The organism is Luteibacter rhizovicinus DSM 16549 (assembly GCF_001887595.1).
Taxonomy (GTDB): domain Bacteria; phylum Pseudomonadota; class Gammaproteobacteria; order Xanthomonadales; family Rhodanobacteraceae; genus Luteibacter; species Luteibacter rhizovicinus.
In genome coordinates this window covers 2,612,896-2,630,678 of record NZ_CP017480.1, presented here as the reverse complement: position 1 = coordinate 2,630,678, position 17,783 = coordinate 2,612,896, and the positions used below count along the sequence as shown (strand labels likewise).

The window sequence follows — 17,783 nt, the reverse complement described above, 5'->3', positions numbered from 1 at the left end:
ATCGGTTCGGGCGACCGGCCAGATCGCCACACGGCCTATGCCCTATCGGGGATCGCCGCGTTGTTCGGCGAGGGCGGCATCGATGGCCGCGTCCATCGCCAGGGCGCTGGCGCGAAGCGATGCGCCATCGATCAGCTCGAGCACGTCGGCCACCCCGGTCGACGGCGGGGCGACGGCGCGGGGCACGGCATGTTCGTCGGCGGCTACCGGCGAGGGTGATCCCCCGAGGGCGTCCGCACTCATCTCCGTGGCGTACTTCACGATCTTCACCGGACGACCGTTGGCATCGAAGATCGGGTTGTAGGTCGCCTGGATCCAGACCACGACCTTGCCCTTGGCGACGCGCCGATAGAGCCCGGCGTCGTGAAGGCCCGACCGCAGGCGCCGCCAGAAACCGATATAGGCATCCGAACGACTTTCGTCCTGATCGACGAAAAGGCTGTGGTGCTTGCCGACGATCTCATCGAGACGGTAGCCGGTGAAGCCGAGGAAGACCTCGTTGGCGTCCAGGATCATCCCGTCGAGCGAGAACTCGACCACGCCCTGGGTGCGATCGGCGATATCGACACGCTGCTCGCGCAGGGCCACCGTCGCCCGTTCGTCGGAGATATCGCAGGCATAAAGGAGCACGGACGAGATCCTTCCTCCCCGGCCGGCCAGCGGAATGTAGACGGCCTGGAACCAGACCTCGCGACCGGGCGCGCCGGTGGCCCGGTACGTGCCGGCCACCTGCTCGCCACGGGCGAGAGCACGCCAGAGGTGTTCGGCGTCGTCGACGGGGAAGAACCGGCTATGGGGCTGGCCGACCACGGCCTCGGCACGGCAGCCAAGCGCCGCGAGAAAACGCTCGTTGACCGAGCGCACGACGCCGTCGATGCCGAACTCCACGACCGACTGGCTGCGCGAGAGCGCGGCGATGATCGCGCGCTCCGTGCGGGCGCTGCGCATGCCGCGCGCCCATCCGAACATACCCATCGTCGCGCCCCGTACTGCAATGTGATTCGAACTGGCTTATCGGCCGGAGGCGGTCCGGGCTTTAGGCGAACGATACCAGTTTCGTCAATTCACATCTGTCCGTCAGCCACGGCGAAAGGGACGACGCCGGGCTCGCGGGCTTCACCGGCCTGGCGGCGGCTCGGCGGTGCCGGACGCGGCACCGAGGGTGAGGTCCGCCCCAGGGTGATGTTCTTCGAGGCGCGGACTTCGCGGTTGGCGAAGGTCCATATCTCGCCGGTTTCCGTAACGAAAACCGTCCAGTACAGATCCGACTCGGGGCCGTAATCGATCAGGAAATGGGCGAAGCCTTCACCCTTGGGGGTGTTCATGGGCAGCGGCGGATTGAGTTGCAGCATGGCGTCCTCCTCGTGGCCCGATTAGCGCCAAAGCCACGTGCGGCCGGAGTGAACGTGCCGTCGATCACGCATCACCGGACACAGACACCACTTTTCGTCGCGGGTGGGTAACATGGCCTCATCCGGAACACGGTTCACCAGGGGATTCAGGGCGTGCAGGCACGTAATTTCGCGGTATCGGTTGTCCAGCCCGGTGGCAAGGTCGCCATCGAAATCGAATTCAACGAAAAAATCCACGGGCTTTCCGGCGACACGCTGTGGCTGTCCCTGGAGGACGATGCCAGCCTGGCAGACGCGGAGGCGCTACGTGCGCTGCTCGAGCGTGTGGGTCACCGTCTTACGGTAACGAACGTACGCGCCTGACCGGGACCGTCGCGGCGTCCGACACCGTAGTCACCGCGACAGCCAGCGGCACCACCACGGGCGTCAGCCGATGGTTGACGCCATGAACCTTGCGGCAGCCCAGGCAATGCCGGGTCATGCCCAGCCCACGTCGGGACCCACGCGGCGTGCTCAGCAGGCAGCCGCACACGTAACAGCTCGCCACCGCGCCGCGCTCCCATAGCTTCACGCGAACGGCCTGCACAGTGACCCAGGCTACCGCTGCGGTCACCGATCCGGCGACGATCCAGCCCGGCAGGTTGGAATACAGAGAAAGAATGCCCAGGTCGCCGGGCATCTGCTGGACGGCCTTCATCGCCGCCGCGGCAAGGGCACCCACACCGAGGACCATCAGGCCCGGCGAAAACATCCGAAAGTACATCCGTCCGGCGTATGACATGGTGGTCCCCTGACCCAGCCGGATGCTCCCGGCAAGGTCAGGTTGGCGCCTGTGGGGTCTACCCGCCGTGAACAGGCGGGCACCGACGCAAGAACTTGCTACTACCCGGCGACTGCCCCGAACGAGGGCGGCCGGTCGGCCCTGGCCTTGCCGAAGGCCTCGTTCGGCGTATCGCCCATGACGAAGCTCAACGTCCCGCCTGCCGCCAGTTCCTTATGGCTGATCCAGCTCTTCGACCAAGGCTGGCCGTTCCAGCTGACCGACTGGATGTAAGCCCGGCCCGGGCCGTTGTCCTTCGCCTCGATCACCAGCGTGCGGCCACCGCCGACCTGCACTTCCGCGCGATCGAGCAGCGGGCTGCCGAACACGTAGTTCGTGCTGACCGGATCGACGGCGTACAGGCCCATCGCGCTGATCACGTACCACGCACTCATCTGCCCGCAATCCTCGTTGCCGGGAAGGCCATCGGGCTCGGGCAGGTACATCGATTCCAGGATCATGCGCACGCGCGCCTGGGTCTTGTGGTGCGAGCCGGCGTACGCATAGAGGTAGGGCATGTGGTGGCCCGGCTCGTTGCCGAACGCGTACTGGCCGATCATGCCGGCGATGTCCGGCGGCGCGTTGTCCGGCAGGGCCGGGTCCGCGTTGAACAGGCCGTCGAGCTTGGCCTCGAAGGCCGTCTCGCCACCGAAGAGCGCCATGTAGTTGTACACGTCGTGCTGGTTGAGGAAGGTGGCCTGCCAGGCGTTCGATTCGGTGAAGTCGCGCCAGCGCTTCGAGTGACCGATATTGATCGGGTCGAAGGGCAGCAGCCAGCTGCCGTCGTCCGCACGCGGGCGGACGAACTGGGTGTCCTTGTCGAACACGTTGCGGTAGTTCTGCGACTGCGTGCGCAGGAGCGCCGCATCGTCGGCATGACCCAGCGCATCGGCCATGTGTGCCACGGCCCAGGCGTCGTACGCGTACTCGAGGGTCTTGCTGGCTGCCTCGCCTTCCTTGTCGCTGGGGATGTACCCCTTCGCACGGAACGCCGGCAAGCCGAAGTAGTCGTCCTGCAGGGCACGACGGCGAAGCACCGGCCAGGCCTTCGCGTAGTCGATGCCGGTAAAGCCCTTGGCCTGCGCTTCGGCGATCACCGGCGCGCAGTGGTAACCGATCATGCATACCGTCTCGATACCCTGCAGGGGCCACACCGGCGCGCCACTCGGGCTTTCCACGGCAAGGCGCACCAGGCCGTCGACCAGGTCCGGCACCCGCTCGGACTGATACAGCGTGAACAACGGATGCTCCGCACGGTAGGTGTCCCACAGTGAATACGTGCTGTAGTTGTGCCGGCCTTCGGGCAGCGTGTGCACCGCCTTGTCCATGCCGCGATAGCGTCCGTCGAAGTCGCTGAACACCGTCGGTGCGAGCATGGTGTGGTACAGCGAGCTGTAGAACGTGCGCTTGATCTTGTCCGACGACGATTCGATACGGATGCGCGAGAGCTCGTGCTCCCATTCGGCTTCCGCGGAAGCGCGCACGCCATCGAAATCCCAGGCGGGAATCTCGTTGTCCAGGTTACGCATGGCGCCATCGATGTCGACGCCGGAGATGCCGACCTTGACGAGCAGGGGCTCGCTCGAGGCCTTGTCGAACTGCAGCGCCGCCTTCAGCTGGTCGCCCTTGATCGTGGTCGTCCCCGCAGGCAGCGCCTTGTCGTCGTTATAGAGCGTGGCGCTGACGATCGGTCGCGAGAGCTTCATGGCGAAGTAGATCACCCGGCCGGTCGCCCACTGGTAGACGCGACGCCCGCCGACAACGGTGTCATTGCCGACGAGGGTCAGCTCGACATCGCTGAGTCGCGTGGGGGTTTCGATGTTGTCCTGGTAGCCATGCGCGAGATCGAGCAGCAGGTGCGCGTCGCCGTCCTTCGCGAAGGTATAGCGATGCATGCCCGCACGCAGGGTCGCGGTCAGCTCGGCGAAGATGTCGTGATCGGTCAGCTTGACGCGATAGTAACCGGGGTGGGCCTGCTCGCCCGTGTAGTGCGACCGGTAACCCTTGACGTGTGTGCGATGCGCTTTCTCCGGCTTCTGTCCACCCTTGTGCTTGGCGTCGAAGCGCGACACGTAGTTCACGCCGTCGTAGTCGCGATCGCCCGGCTGCAGCCGTACCGCGCCCATCGCCGGCATGACCAGGAAGTCGAGCATGTCCGCTGCGCCGGTGCCGGACAAATGCGTGTGCGAGAAGCCCATGATCGAGCCGTCGCCCTGGTGGTAACCGGACGAACCGTCCCACTCCGCATTGTTCGTGTCCGGGCTCAGCTGGACCATGCCGAACGGCCGCGTCGCACCCGGATAGGTGTGACCGTGGCCGCTCGAGCCAACAAAGACGTCGACGTAACGCAAGACGCCATCCCCAGCGGTGCCGCCGCTGGCGGGTGGCGCGGTCAGGCCTTTGTGTACCCCGTCGGCCAGCACGGTGAGGGAACCGAGCGGACCAACGACCGAAACAGCGGCCATGCCTTGCAGAAAACGTCGACGGGTAACCATGAATCGCTCCAGCTCAGTTGCGCGCGTCAGACGCGGCGCAGGGAATCGGGATGCTTGTCGGCAAGATGGACCACGAGCTCGCCGAACAAGGTATTGGCCCACGCGAACCACACGCGGGTGAACTGTTTCGGATCGTCCTGATCGAATGCCTCGTGCATGAAACCTGTGCCGGCATGCGTGGTCTTGAGCCAGTGCAGGCACTGCCGCTGCTCGGCCACGTCGTCCGTGGTGAACGCCTTCATCATGATCGACATCGGCCAGATCATGCGCAGGCCTTCGTGCGGGCCACCGATGCCTTCACCGGCACTGCCCTTGAAGAAATACGGGTTGTGCGTGCTCCACACCCGGTCGCGCGTGCGTTGGTAGCGGGCATCGTGCGGCGCGCTCTCCAGGTACGGCAACGCGAGCAGGCTCGGTACGTTGGCGTCGTCCATGAACAGCTGGTTGCCGTAACCGTCGACCTCGTAGGCCCAGTAGTCGCCCTGCGGATCCTTCACCACGCCGTATTGTTCGACGGCAGCGGCGATCTCGTCGGCCATGGCGTGGCATTCGTCAGCGAAGACCTGGTCGCCATAGAAGCTCGCATGCATTTGCGCGAGTCGGCGCAACGTGACCACGGCGAACAGGTTGCCCGGAATATTGAACGCGTAGACGGTGGCGTCGTCCGACGGACGGAACATCTGGTGGATCATGCCGACCGGACGGGTGGGCTGGCCGTAGCCGTGCAGGAACTGGCTCTCGGTCGGGTTCGGCGACGGGCGCTGGAAGTGGTACGGGCCGGGGCTCGTTTTGCGCTGCTGCTCGCGGAAGGTCGTGACGATCAGCCGCGTGGCCGCACGCCATGCATCGTCGAATGGCTCGCGGTCACCGGTGGTCTGCCAGTAACCGTGCGCGAGGCGCACCGGGTAGCAGAGCGAATCGACTTCCCACTTGCGCTCGGCCACGCCGGGGTGCATGTCGGTCTGGTCGGACTGCGCCCAGTCGAGCTTGCTCTTGCCCTTGGGGTCGGGAAGAAAGGCGTTCGCGTAAGGGTCGATCGCGATACAGCGGGCCTGGCGGCGGATCAGTCCGCGGAACAGCTTGCGCAACGCTTCGTCTTTCGGCGCCAGCGGCAGGTAAGGCCATACCTGGGCCGAGGAGTCGCGCAGCCACATCGCGTCGATGTCGCCGGTGACGACGAAGGTGTCTTCGTAACCATCCAGGCGACCGACTTCCACCGTCGTGTCGAGCGTATTGGGGAAGCAGTTCTCGAACAGCCACGCCAGCTCGGGATCGGCGATCTTCTTCTTCGTCGCGGCGATCAGTGCTTCGACGGCCGGACTGGTGAACTTGCGCTGGCCTACCGGCGGCCGTTTGCCGGGAAAGCGTGGCGCGGCGAACGCGCCTGCACTCATCCCGCCGACCATGGCGGCGCTGGGGACCAGTGACATCCATTTGATGAGGTTGCGACGGCTGGGATTCACGGCTGGCTTTCCTTCAGGGCATCGATCAGTGAGCGTACCGACAAAGCATGGCGAAGCGTGTCCGCATCGACGTGACCGTCGATCGCCACGTCGACACTTTCGCCGGGCAGCAGGTCGAAGGCGTTGTTGGACAGACGAACGTCGAGGTCGCCCGTGTCGATCCACACCGCGCGCGCCAGGCGCTTCGCGGAGACCGTCAGTACGAGGCCGTGTCCGCTGTCGCGAAGGCTCGTCGCCAGCTCCGGCTGGGGCAACGCGAGGGTCCGTGCCGCACCGAAGTACAGCAGGTGATGCGCAACGACCTTGCCCTGCTCGAGCAGGTCGAAGGCGACCACCGTGCGTCGCGGATCGGCGCCCTTGAGCAGGGTGGCATCATCCAGACGTGCGAGGCTCGTGCTGCTGAGCGCGGCAGCCCGCAGGGGACGGCTCTCTTCGCGCAGGAGCTTGCCAGCCATGTCGTAGATACGCGTGCGCAGCACGGCGTCGAAGTCGGTCGTGCGGTCGGAAACGGCAAACACCTCGGTCGTGCCGTCGCGCCGCAGCGGCACGACATCCACCGGCGCATAGAAGCGCTTTGCGTGGAACTGCAAGGCCTTCCAGCGGTTGAAATAGTCCACGCTCGCCCACGATGCGCCCGGCCAGACGTCGTTGAGCTGCCAGTACAGCGAGCCCATGTTGCGTGGGCGCGCACTGCGCAGGTGCTCGGCGGCCAGTTCGATGCCTTCGGCCTGCATCACCTGACTCAGGTAGACGAACGAAGGAAAGTCCTTCGGCTCACCGTATTCCTGGCGGATATACAGCAGCAGACGCTGGTTGCCGTCGCCGTTGGCGAACTTCTGGTGGGCGCGCATCACCTTCGATTCCGGCTGCATGTCGCCGGCTTCGGCGAAGGCCTTGATGGTGGCCATCACCGGGAACGACTGCAGGCCGTATTCGGACTGAAAGCGCGGCGTGACATCGAGGTAGTGCGAAATCGGCTCCGAACCGGACCATACCTTCCAGTAGTGGAAATCACCGTCGTTCTCCACATTGGCTTCGCCGTCGAAATCGGTGCTCGGTGAGCTCGCCCAGTAAGGCGTCTGCGGGGAGAGGTCGCCGACGACCTTGCGCAAGGTCTTGCCGAAGAGCTCGCGCATGCCGTCATCGAGGCGGCGTACTTCGTCGGCATTGATGAACTTGCGGAAGTCCTCGCGATCGGGCCAGGACTCCCAGCCGGTCTGCACTTCGTTGTTGCCGGCCCAGAGCACGATGGATGGGTGGTCGCGGAGGCGGGTGACCTGCTCGACGGCTTCGATGCGCGAGGTTTCGCGGAACGCCGGGTCGTAAGGCGTGATGGCGCCGCCGAACATGAAATCCTGCCAGATCATCAGGCCCATGCGGTCGGCTGCGACGTAGAACGCGTCGTCCTGGTAGGTGCCACCGCCCCACATGCGCAGCATGTTCATGTTGGCATCCCGCGCCGAACGCAGGATGGCCTCCATGCGCGCCGTGGTCACCCGGGCGGGGAAGCTGTCGAACGGGATCAGGTTGGCGCCCTTGGCGAAGATGGGCACGCCGTTGACCACGAAGGCAAAGCCCCTGCCCCACTGGTCCTTGTCGCGGCGCAGCTCCACGCTGCGCAGGCCGGTCTCGCGATCGGCCTGGGCGACCGTTGCGCCACCCGTGCTCACGGTGGTGTGGAAGCGGTACAGGTTCGGATCGCCGTAACCGACCGGCCACCAGCGTTGCGGATGATCGATGTCGATGGGCACGGCGACATGGTTTTCGCCGGCGACCAGGGTCACCTCGCGTTCCTGCGTGCCATGCGTGCCGTTCGGCGCGGTCCATTCGACGGCGACCTTGACCGTGCCGGCCTTATCGGCCTGCAAGGCGAGCTGCGCATCGACGTGCGCATCGGCTTCGTCGACCTTCGCCTGGGCGATGTGGAAGTCCGCCAGCCGCAGGTCGTCCCAGCTTTCCAGACGCACCGGCCGCCAGATGCCGGCGGCGAGGTAACGCGGACCCCAGTCCCAGCCGTAGTGGTAGTTGGCCTTACGGACGTAGTTGGAGGTCTGCTTGCCCTTCGGCTCATCGCCGAAGGACGAATCGAATTCACCCGGCAGCGCGTACGGCTGCTTGAGCAGCCAGGGCTGCAGGCGGGCAATAGGGGATTGGAAATGCACCCGCAGGCTGTTGCTGCCGGCGTGAAGCGCGCCCTTCACCGGCAGGCGCCAGCGGCGGAACATATTGTCCGCGGCGAGCAGCTTCTTGCCGTTGAGGCTGACCTCGGCAAACGTATCGAGGCCGTCGAAAACGAGATCGACGTGGCCACGCTTGAGCGCGGCCGCGTCGACGTCGAAAGAAAGCTGGTAGTCCCAGTCCGCGAGGCCGATCCATTGCAGGCCGGCCTCGTTGTCGCGCCAGAACGGATCGCCGATCCGTCCCAGCGCCAGAAGATCCGTCTGGACGGCACCCGGCACGATGGCCGGCTGCCAGTCCGTCGGAGCCTTTTGCGCGATCGCTGGCGCCGCCCCGGGAGCGAGGCGGAACTGCCAGCCGGTGGAGAGGTCCCTCTCCACCGGCGTGGCGGCCGTGGCGGCGCCGGCGACGAGCCAGGCCACCACCACCAGCGACGCGCGGCGCATCACAGCTTGAAGCCCAGCGTCAGCGTGTACGTCCGGCCGTTCTTGTAAGCATTGAGCGGCTCGGCGGGCGTGTTGTTGTACACGTAGTAGGTTTCGTCGAGCAGGTTGGTGCCGTCGAGCGAAATGCGCATGTGGTCGTTTACCTGATAGCCGATCGACGCATCCAGTTCACGGAAGATACCGGTGATCTGCGCCGACTCCAACTGGGCGATCTGCGTGAAGTACGCCGAGCGCCAGCTGTAGGTGATCCGCGCATCCCAGGGACCCTTCTCGTAGTACGGGCTGAGGTTGAACGCGTTCTTCGAGTTGTACGGCAGCGGGAAGTCGTTGCTCGTGCTCGCGTCGGAGTACGTGTAGTTGGCCAGCATGCCGAAGCCGTACTTGAACACCTGCTGGTAGGTCAGCGAGATGCCCTTGACCTTGGCCACACCGGCGTTCACCGGCACTTCCATGTCGTACACGTCGTCGCGCAGGTTGGTCAGGTTGTAATGCGTCTGCTTGACGTTGGTGTTGAGGATATAGCCCGAGATGCGACGGAAGAAGAACTCCGCGGACAGCACGCTGTTCTCCGAGAAGTACCACTCGGCCGAGGCATCGTAGTTGGTCGACTTGTACGGCTTGAGGTCGGTATTGCCACCCGAGCCGGTCAGCGTACGGTCGTCCAGCGCGATGTACGGGGTCATTTCCTGGTAGCGCGGACGGGCCATGGTCTGTGCCGCGGCGAAACGCAGGGTCACGTCTTCGATCGGGTCGTAAGCGATGTTGAACGACGGCAGCCAGTCGTGATACGCGCTGCGCTTGTTCACCGGGGCGTACTGGTCCGGACCGATGCTGTTGTATCCGTTGACCGTGTCACGCGTGCGGTAGTAGCGCACGCCGAGGTTGCCGCGGTAGGAGTCGCCCGAGAAGTCGCCCTGGATGTAGAAGGCGCGGTTCTGCTCGGCGATGCTGTAGGTGGCCTTCGGATCGAGCGGGACGCTGGTGACGAGGCTGTTGACGTAGTCCTTCAGGCCGCCTGCGCTGATCGTGCTCCAGTTGGCCATGCTGCTCGTGCCGTCGAGGCCACCGAGATAGCCGCTCGGGGTGCCGCCGCCCAGGACATCGGACAGCGAGACGCCGCTGCCGTCCGGCGACGGAATACGTGCCGCATAGGCGTCCTGACCGTTGAGGTGGTTCGTCGCCTTGATGCCGACCTCGATCTGGTTCAGCGGGCCCCACGACACGTCGTGGCGGAAGTCGGTCTGGAAGTAACGCTCACGATCGTAGCTCGGCGCGTAGCTGAAACCCGCACCGTGGGCGAGCATCGCTCCCGGGTTGTCCGCGCTGTTGAAATTGATCTGCGGGTGCTGGCCGTCAAGGTTCCAGTTGTAGCCGCCGAAGCCCTGGAACTGCGCGTTCCAGATGCCTTCCGAGCCACCGGTCGAACCGGTGTAGCCGACCTGGCTCGTCGCCGACCAGCCGTCACCGTACCAATCGGCGCGCAGCTGCGCGGTGCCGGTGTTGACCTTGGACTCGCGCTCGTAGCCGTCGAGGTAGGTCGACGCGCCCGGGCCATAGGAGCCGCTGGTGGCGACGCCGTTCTGGAAGCCGAGGGCCGTGGCCTGCGGCGCACTGCCCGACCAGTCGCCGTAATGGCTCTGGTTGAAGTTGTCGAACTTCTCGGTGACGTACAGGCCGGTGAAGTTCAGCTCGAACGCATCGTTCGGCTTCCACTGCAGGTCGGTCGACACACCGTCGCGCTTGCGCTGCTGCTGGAACCACGCGGTGTTGATCGCGGTCGGGTACACGCCCTTGGTACCCGGCGCGACGACGTTGGGATTGAACTGGTGGTTCGGATCCGTATCGGTCGGATCGTTGGCACGCTGGTAACCGAAGACCTCGGTGCCCTGGCGATCGATGATGCGGTCGGAATGCATGACCGAACCGAGCACGCCGAAGGTGGAGTCGTTGTTCTTCCAGCTGTACAGCATGGAGGCGTTCGGCTTGCCGGTGTCGGCGCGATCGTTATAGCCGTAGCTGACGTTGCCGGTGAGCGTGTTCGCCTTGAGGTCCAGCGGCTTGCGCGTATTGACGATGACCGTGCCGCCGATGCTGCCCTCGTCGATGTTCGCCTGCGGGGTCTTGTAGACCTGGGCGTTACCGATGATTTCCGAGGTGAGCAGGCTGTAATCGAACGAGCGGCTGTCCGGGTTGTTCGGATCCGAGGTCCAGTTGGTCGATGCCAGGGTCTGGCCGTTGAGCAGAAGGCGGTTGAGCGCCGGGTCGGTACCCAGGATGCTGACCTTATCGCCTTCGCCGAAGTTGCGATCGACGCTGATGCCCGGCAGGTGCGAGAGCGATTCGGCCACGTTGCGATCCGGGAACTTGCCCACGTCTTCGGCCGAGATGGCCTCGACGATGGAGTCGGAGTTGCGCTTGAGGTCGAGCGACTTCTGCAGGCTGGCGCGGATGCCGGTGACGGTCACGCCCTCGAGGTTGGCCGCGTTCTGTGCATTGGCATCCGTGGCCGGTGCCGATGCGGGCTCAGCCTTCTTGGCGGTCGTGGCGGGCGGGGGCGTGGCGCCGGCGTCTTGCGCCATGGCGGTACCCGTGGCGAACAGCCCGGCCATGATGGCCATGGAAAGGGCGCTGATCCGGTAATTCACTGCTATCTCCTGGGGATGAGAATGTTTTTTCGGGACGAACGACACCGCGCAAGCTTTCGCCTGCGTTCGTCGTTCGTTCCGTTTGAATGTGTCGCTTGCCCTGCCGCTGGGGGGACCGCAGCGTGTTGCTGTTGCAACCTTGTTACGCAGCGGATTTTTAGTGTCCGGTGACAACGTTGTCAACCGATTTTTTAACTCGATCTAAAGTCAGACAAATGAATGCAACTAACTGTAATTGCTAGGTTTAGTGAAATAACGAAAATACTGCAATGCGGAATTTCTCATGAGGCATTTGGATCGATCCATGCGCGGGCAGGACATTCGATGGCCGGTCGTAAATAGCTGTCTCAGATAGATTTTCCTGAAGGTCCTCAAACAACATGAAGTGAGGCATCAGTCAGACACCTGCTTTGCTGCGGTGCAGCGTAAAAAGAGACCGATTCGATCCCAACGGGGCGATGAACGACATCGGCAAGTCCTTGCGGAATGGCATTTCAGACAGCGATCAGTCACCTCGGCTCGTCGAAGCTGAACGCAACACGGCCCTACCCTCGCGTAAAGGAACTCATGGTGAGCAAGCGATTCGCACTGGATATCTCGATGATGTCCGTCCTGTCCGTATCACTCATCGGCGCCCTCGCGGGTTGCCAGCGCCAGGCACCGGCCGACCCTCAGGCACCGGTCGCCGCCACGAGCGCTATCGCGCCGGCGCCCGCCACGGCCCCGGCACCGGCACCGGCGTATCAGCCGCCGACGGCCGAACAACTCTTCGCCCTCGTAGCACCTGTTGCCCTGTTCCCCGACCGCCTTGTCGCGCAGACGCTGGCCGCATCGACGCATCCCGACGATGTCGCTGCCGCCCGCGATTTCCTGGAGCAGAATCGCAATCTCACCGGCAGCGCGCTCATCGAGGCCGCCGATGGCCAGCCCTGGGATCCCAGCGTGAAGTCGCTGGTCGCCTTTCCCGCCGTGCTCGATCAGCTCGCCAACAACACCGAATGGACCGCTGCGCTGGGCGCCGCCTACGCCAGCGAACCCACCGACGTGATGAATGCCATCCAGGTCATGCGCGGTCGCGCCCGCGCCCACGGCAACCTGCAGAACTCCGCCCAGCAGACCGTACAGATCGATCCGCGCGGGCCGTCCGACGACGAGACCGTCGCCGAGGACGGTGGCATCGTCGCGGCACCCGCGCAGACCATCCTCATCGAGCCCGCCGAGTCAGACGTGGTCTACGTGCCCGACTACGATCCCGATACGGTGTATGGCGAGCCGATCGTCACCCGCGTGTATTCGCAGGGCTGGTACGAGGCACCACCCCGCCGTGACGATCTCATCGCCACCGGGCTGGTCTCGTTCGGCGCGGGCATCCTGGTCGGCGAACTGTTCGCCTCGCACGGGCATCGCGAACCGCCGCGCTGGGGCTGGAATGCGTGGAACACGTCGTGGGGCGGTGGTCGCCCGGGTGGACCGCACTACGGTGGTCGTCCGGCGATCGTCTACGACAACCATCCCTACCCGGTGAATCGCACGACGGTGATCAACCGCACGGTCAACATCGATCGCTCGGTGCATATCGACCGCTCGAACCACATCGACAACCGGCACGACTTCAACAACACCACCAATAACGGCTTCGCCAACCATCCCATCGATCCTCGTCGACAGGCGGCACCGATCGCGAACGCCGCGCGCCCCTCGCCGCCCGATTACGCGCACATGCAGCGGCCGACGTTCACCGCTGGCATGACACATCCCACCGCACCCAATGCGCGGCCGGCCCTGCCACCTCCGCAGGCAGTCCATGCGGAAGGACAACGTGCCGACGGGCGCGGACCCGAGTTCGCCGGGCGTCCAGGCAATCCTGCCGATGTGCGCAACGCCAACGCCGGCCAGGCGTTCCGTCCTGGGCAGAACACGCCGGCGCAGAACGTCGCACGCGGCGAGCCCACGCGCTTCGATCCGCGCCAGCAGGTCGGCGGCCAGGTAGGCCAAGTGCCGCACGTGGATCCTCGCGAGCAGCAGCGTGGCGCACAGGCAGCCCGACAGGACGCTCGTCCCCTGCCCATTGCCCAGCCGCAACAGCCGCAACGTATCGACCCGCGCGCCGATGAAGCGGAGCACTCGCGCGCGGAAGCCCAACAGCGAGCCGCCGCGACGGCGCGACAGCAAGCCTTCCCGCAGCCGCAGTCGCAGCGTCAGCCGCCGGTCGAGCGCCCTGCCGCTCAGGAACGTCCAACGCAGCCCATGCCCCAACGCGTCGAGCAACCGCGACCGGAGCCGCAGCGCGCCGCGCCCCAGCGTCAGGAGCCCCAACGTCAGGAGCCTCAGCACGTCGAGCAGCCACGTCCCCAACCGCAGCAGCGTGCGGAACCGCAACGTGAGCCGCAACGGGCCGCGCCGCAACAACGTCCGGAACCACAGCACGAAAACCATGCGCCCGCGCCCAGGTCGGCGCCGCAACATCACGACAAGAAAGACGAGCACGGCGGTTGAATAGATACATGTAGGGGCCGATTCATCGGCGAATAGATACATGTAGGAGCCGATTCATCGGCGAGAAGCCAACGGAGCGGTGTAGCCATACCCCATCGCCGGCACAGCCAGCTCCCACAGCCATCACAACAAAAAGGGCCCGGCGCAAGCCGGGCCCTTTCATCGAACGAATGCGACGCCGTTACTTCTTGCGTGCGCGCTTGGCGACCGTCGTTTTCTTCACGGTGACCGATGCTTTCTTCACCGGTGCAGCCTTGCGAGCTGCCGCGACCTTCTTCACCGGCGCCTTCGTCACTGCGACCTTCCGGGCAGGCGCTTTCTTCGCAGCCGCCTTCTTCGCCACCGCTTTCTTCGCCGCCACCTTCTTCACTGCGGCCTTGCGTGCCGGTGCGGCCTTCGTCGCAGCGGCACGCGTCGACTTCCTGGCCGGCGCACGCTTGGTCGTCTTGCTCGCAGCGGCCTTCTTCTCAGCAGAAGCGGAAGCATCCACCTTGGGCTTCGCGGTACGGCGCGCGTTGAGTTCCGCGGCCGAATTCAGCGGACGCCACGAACGGCCACCGAGTGCCAGCAGTGTGTCAGCCGAGGCCGGACCCGCACTGCCCGAGGCGTAGTTCGGGAAATCGGCCGGGGTGCGCTGTGCCCAGTCGTCGAGGATAGGCTGCACGGCGCGCCAGCAGGCCTCGACCATGTCGGCACGCTGGAACAGCGTGGCGTCGCCGGTCATGCAATCGTAGAGCAGCGTTTCGTAGCCGACGTTGGGCTCGGCGCGGAACCAGTCGGCGTACTTGAAGTCCATGCGCACCGGCGCGAGTTCCACGCGCGGGCCAGGACGCTTCACGTCGAACTGCAGCGAGATGCCTTCGTCCGGCTGGATCTGCAGGACGAGCCAGTCCGGGCCGAACGCGTCCATGCCCGTGCCACGGAACGGGGCGAAGGGCGCGGACTTGAAGCGGATGGCGATTTCCGTCGTCCGGCGGCCCATGTGCTTGCCCGTGCGCAGGTAGAACGGCACGCCCGACCAGCGCCAGGTGTCGATCGACAGCTTCAGCGCGACGAAGGTCTCGGTGACCGAGTCCGGCGCCACATTCGGCTCGTCGCGGTACGACGTAGCCAGCTCGTTGTTCACCGCGCCCGGGCCGTACTGGCCGCGTACGGCGTCTTCGGGCTGGATGGGACGGATCGCCTCGATGGTCTCGGCCTTGCGCGTACGCACGGCTTCGGCATCGAACGAGGTGGGCGGCTCCATCGCCACCATCGCCAGCAGCTGGAACAGATGGTTGGGCACCATGTCGCGCAGCGCACCGGTCTGCTCGTAGAACGAGCCGCGGCGTTCGACACCCACGGTCTCGGCCACGGTGATCTGCACGTGGTCGATGCGGTCGCGGTTCCAGATCGGCTCGAACAGGCCGTTGGCGAAACGGAAAGCCATGATGTTCTGCACCGTTTCCTTACCCAGGAAATGGTCGATGCGGTAGATCTGGTCTTCGCGCAACACCTTGAGGATGCGCTCGTTCAACGCGTGGGCCGAGGCGAGATCGTGGCCGAACGGCTTCTCGATGATCACGCGGCGCCAGAAGCGACCTTCCGCGCCCCCATCGTCGACAAGACCCGCGTTCTTCAGCTGCTCGATCACGTCGCCGAAGAAACGCTCGGGCGTCGCCAGGTAAAACAGTACGTTGCCCTGGGTGCCGCGGCGGCGCTCGGCGTCCTTGAGCTTGGTGGCCAGGCTCTGGAAGGCGCTGAGGTCGTCGAAGTCGCCGGCGTGGTAGCTCATCTGGCTGCTCAGCCAGCCCCAAGCGTCGTCATCGAGCTTGGCGCCCGCGTTGCTTACGTAGCGCTCGAGCGCCGTGTGCAGGCTCTTCTTCCACGCGTTATCGGCCATCTTGCCGTGATTGAAACCGATCACGGAGAAATTGTCGGACAACAGGCCGGTGCGGCGCATGTTGTACAAGGCGGGTACGACCAGGCGGCTGGTGAGGTCACCGGCAGCGCCGAAAATCACGACGGTACACGGGTCGGCCGGGTGAGCGCGCGAGGTGACGCGCTTCGATTGGGCTTGGCTCATGCACGGGCTCCTTGGGGATCGGTGGTATGGGGGGAAGCGTGGCTGTCGGCAGTCGCGCTGTAACCATGCGCGAGACTGAAAGCGGCATTAACCAACGCTACGTGGGAAAAGGCTTGTGGGAAATTGCCCAGTAGTCGTTTCGACCGTGGATCGTACTCCTCCGCGAGCAATCCGAGGTCGTTCGATAGCCCGACCAGACGAGTGAAAAGTGTCCTCGCCTCGTCGAGGCGCCCCAGCAATACGTAGTTTTCCACCAGCCAGAAGCTGCATGGAAGGAATTCCCCCTCGCCCGGCGGCAGCCCGTCGACACCGCTGCGCGTGTCGTAACGGCGGACGAAACCTTCGACGAGGAGGTCGTCCTCGATGGCCCGGACCGTGGCGACGATGCGCGGATCGTCAGGGGGGAGGAAATCGGTGAGGGTCACCAGCAGCAGGCTGGCGTCGAGTTCGGTCGATCCGTAGGACTGGGTGAAGCAACCGCGCACAGGGTCCACGCCCTTGGCGAGGATATCGGCCTTGATCTCGTCGGCCACGCCACGCCAGCGGCGGGCGAAGCCCGGGTCGCGACCGTCGCGGTTCTGCTCGGCAGCACGCTGGAACGCCAGCCACGCCATGACCTTTGAGTGGACGAAATGACGCGGCTCGCCGCGGATTTCCCAGATACCCTCGTCCGGGTGACGCCAGATGCTCTCGAGGTGCTCGAGGAAGACCGACTGCACGTCGTCGGCATCGGGCTGCAAGGCCACGCCGTGGCGCAGCGCGTGGTCGAACGCGCCGACGAGTTCGCCGAAGATATCGAGCTGGAACTGGGCCGACGCCGCATTACCGACGCGAACGGGCTTGGCGCCCTCATAGCCCGAAAGCCAGGGCAGTTCGAACTCCTCGAGGCGGCGCTCGCCGGCCAGGCCATAGAGCACCTGTAACTGACCGGGCGACCCGGCCACGGCACGGCGCACCCACTCGCGCCAGGCGCTGGCTTCGTCGTGGTAGCCGGCATTGACCAGCGCCGAGAGTACGAAGGTGGCGTCGCGAGCCCAGCAGAAGCGGTAGTCCCAGTTGCGCTGGCCGCCGAGCTGTTCGGGCAACGAAGTCGTGGGAGCGGCGACGATGCCGCCGGTGGGCAGATAGCTCAAGCCCTTCAGTACGATCAGCGAGCGGCGCACGATATCGCTCCACTCACCGGAGTCGTTGCAGCGATCGGACCAGTTTTCCCAGAAGGCGAGCGAGTCCTTCAGTTCCTGCCGGGCATCCAGCGCCTCGGGCGGCGGCAGGTGCGAGGGCCCCCAGGCCATGACGAAGGGCACCGAGTCGCCCGCGCCGACGGCGAAGCGAGCGACGCTGTGCATGCCCTCGCCTTCGACGGCGATCGGACTGCGGACCACGAGCAGATCGGGCCCTGCCACGGCGGTGATCGTCTGCTCATCGAGACGACTCACCCAGGGCAAGGCACTGCCGTAGTCGAAGCGGATGGTGAGGACGCTTTCGAAATCCACCCGGCCTTCGATGCCCTCCACGATCCGGGTCACGCCGACCTGTTCGCCGGCGAAGGGCATGAACTCGATGACGCGTGCGCGGCCGGTGGCGCATCGCCACTCCGTTTCCAGCACCAGGCTGCCGTCGATGTATTTCCGCTGACAGGTCGCGTCTGGATCGGCGGGTGCGATGCGCCAGCGCCCGTTGCTTTCATCGCCGACGAGTGCCGCGAAACAGGCGGCTGAATCAAAGCGCGGTACGCATAGCCAATCAATCGAACCGTCGCGTGATACGAGGGCGGCGCTGCGGCAATTGCCGAGCATTGCGTAGTCTTCGATCCGGGATGCCAT

General features: G+C 65.2%; 11 protein-coding genes. 2 read left to right on the top strand and 9 right to left on the bottom strand.

The features are described from left to right. Positions 1 to 42: 42 nt before the first annotated feature. Positions 43 to 948 carry a PAS domain-containing protein gene (locus BJI69_RS11860; RefSeq protein WP_181016713.1) on the bottom strand — a complete coding sequence of 302 codons (906 nt, stop codon included), beginning with the start codon at positions 946 to 948 and terminating at the stop codon, positions 43 to 45. Positions 949 to 1,064: 116 nt separating this feature from the next. Then, positions 1,065 to 1,352, bottom strand: a complete 288-nt coding sequence (locus BJI69_RS11855) for a hypothetical protein (protein WP_046980022.1) — start codon at positions 1,350 to 1,352, stop codon at positions 1,065 to 1,067. A gap of 153 nt (positions 1,353 to 1,505) precedes the next feature. Between BJI69_RS11855 and BJI69_RS11850 the strand changes: the two genes are divergently transcribed. Continuing rightward, entirely contained in the window at positions 1,506 to 1,715 is a 210-nt protein-coding gene (locus BJI69_RS11850; RefSeq protein WP_046980021.1) for a hypothetical protein, read from the top strand. On the opposite strand, the gene BJI69_RS11845 is transcribed toward BJI69_RS11850, so the two are convergent. The 5 genes from BJI69_RS11845 to BJI69_RS11825 all read right to left on the bottom strand — a co-directional run bounded on the left by BJI69_RS11845 (position 1,690) and on the right by BJI69_RS11825 (position 11,363). Beyond that, the gene (locus tag BJI69_RS11845) at positions 1,690 to 2,133 is read right to left on the bottom strand and encodes a hypothetical protein (RefSeq protein WP_125903037.1); all 444 of its coding nucleotides are present in this window, start codon (positions 2,131 to 2,133) and stop codon (positions 1,690 to 1,692) included. The two genes, BJI69_RS11850 and BJI69_RS11845, sit on opposite strands and share 26 nt — an antisense overlap. 101 nt (positions 2,134 to 2,234) lie before the next feature. After that, positions 2,235 to 4,667, bottom strand: a complete 2,433-nt coding sequence (locus BJI69_RS11840) for a GH92 family glycosyl hydrolase (protein WP_046980019.1) — start codon at positions 4,665 to 4,667, stop codon at positions 2,235 to 2,237. 26 nt (positions 4,668 to 4,693) lie between these two features. Further along, entirely contained in the window at positions 4,694 to 6,097 is a 1,404-nt protein-coding gene (locus tag BJI69_RS11835; RefSeq protein ID WP_046980037.1) for a glycoside hydrolase family 125 protein, read from the bottom strand. Positions 6,098 to 6,126: 29 nt separating this feature from the next. Further along, a complete protein-coding gene (locus tag BJI69_RS11830) occupies positions 6,127 to 8,754 on the bottom strand; it encodes a beta-mannosidase (protein ID WP_046980018.1) in 2,628 nt (875 codons plus the stop codon). Next, positions 8,754 to 11,363: a TonB-dependent receptor gene (locus BJI69_RS11825; protein ID WP_125903190.1), complete on the bottom strand. Its 2,610-nt coding sequence runs from the start codon at positions 11,361 to 11,363 to the stop codon at positions 8,754 to 8,756. The genes BJI69_RS11830 and BJI69_RS11825 overlap by 1 nt, the downstream gene beginning before the upstream one ends. A 606-nt stretch (positions 11,364 to 11,969) precedes the next feature. Between BJI69_RS11825 and BJI69_RS11820 the strand changes: the two genes are divergently transcribed. Further along, complete coding sequence (locus BJI69_RS11820; RefSeq protein WP_181016712.1) at positions 11,970 to 13,895, top strand: DUF3300 domain-containing protein; 1,926 nt, start codon at positions 11,970 to 11,972, stop codon at positions 13,893 to 13,895. Between the two features lie 181 nt (positions 13,896 to 14,076). Here BJI69_RS11820 and zwf read toward each other — a convergent pair whose 3' ends face one another. Together zwf and BJI69_RS11810 are read right to left on the bottom strand one after the other, a co-directional pair. After that, positions 14,077 to 15,960: a glucose-6-phosphate dehydrogenase gene (gene zwf / locus BJI69_RS11815; RefSeq protein ID WP_046980015.1), complete on the bottom strand. Its 1,884-nt coding sequence runs from the start codon at positions 15,958 to 15,960 to the stop codon at positions 14,077 to 14,079. Further along, entirely contained in the window at positions 15,957 to 17,783 is a 1,827-nt protein-coding gene (locus BJI69_RS11810; RefSeq protein WP_046980014.1) for a glycoside hydrolase family 15 protein, read from the bottom strand. Before BJI69_RS11810 ends, zwf begins: the two co-directional genes overlap by 4 nt.

Coding starts and splice junctions, on each gene's coding strand:
- BJI69_RS11860 (WP_181016713.1), bottom strand. CDS start 948: ATGCGCAGCGCCCGCACGGAGCGCGCGATCATCGCCGCGCTCTCGCGC.
- BJI69_RS11855 (WP_046980022.1), bottom strand. CDS start 1,352: ATGCTGCAACTCAATCCGCCGCTGCCCATGAACACCCCCAAGGGTGAA.
- BJI69_RS11845 (WP_125903037.1), bottom strand. CDS start 2,133: ATGTCATACGCCGGACGGATGTACTTTCGGATGTTTTCGCCGGGCCTG.
- BJI69_RS11840 (WP_046980019.1), bottom strand. CDS start 4,667: ATGGTTACCCGTCGACGTTTTCTGCAAGGCATGGCCGCTGTTTCGGTC.
- BJI69_RS11835 (WP_046980037.1), bottom strand. CDS start 6,097: ATGTCACTGGTCCCCAGCGCCGCCATGGTCGGCGGGATGAGTGCAGGC.
- BJI69_RS11830 (WP_046980018.1), bottom strand. CDS start 8,754: ATGCGCCGCGCGTCGCTGGTGGTGGTGGCCTGGCTCGTCGCCGGCGCC.
- BJI69_RS11825 (WP_125903190.1), bottom strand. CDS start 11,363: ATGGCCGGGCTGTTCGCCACGGGTACCGCCATGGCGCAAGACGCCGGC.
- zwf (WP_046980015.1), bottom strand. CDS start 15,960: ATGAGCCAAGCCCAATCGAAGCGCGTCACCTCGCGCGCTCACCCGGCC.
- BJI69_RS11810 (WP_046980014.1), bottom strand. CDS start 17,783: ATGGCATCCCGGATCGAAGACTACGCAATGCTCGGCAATTGCCGCAGC.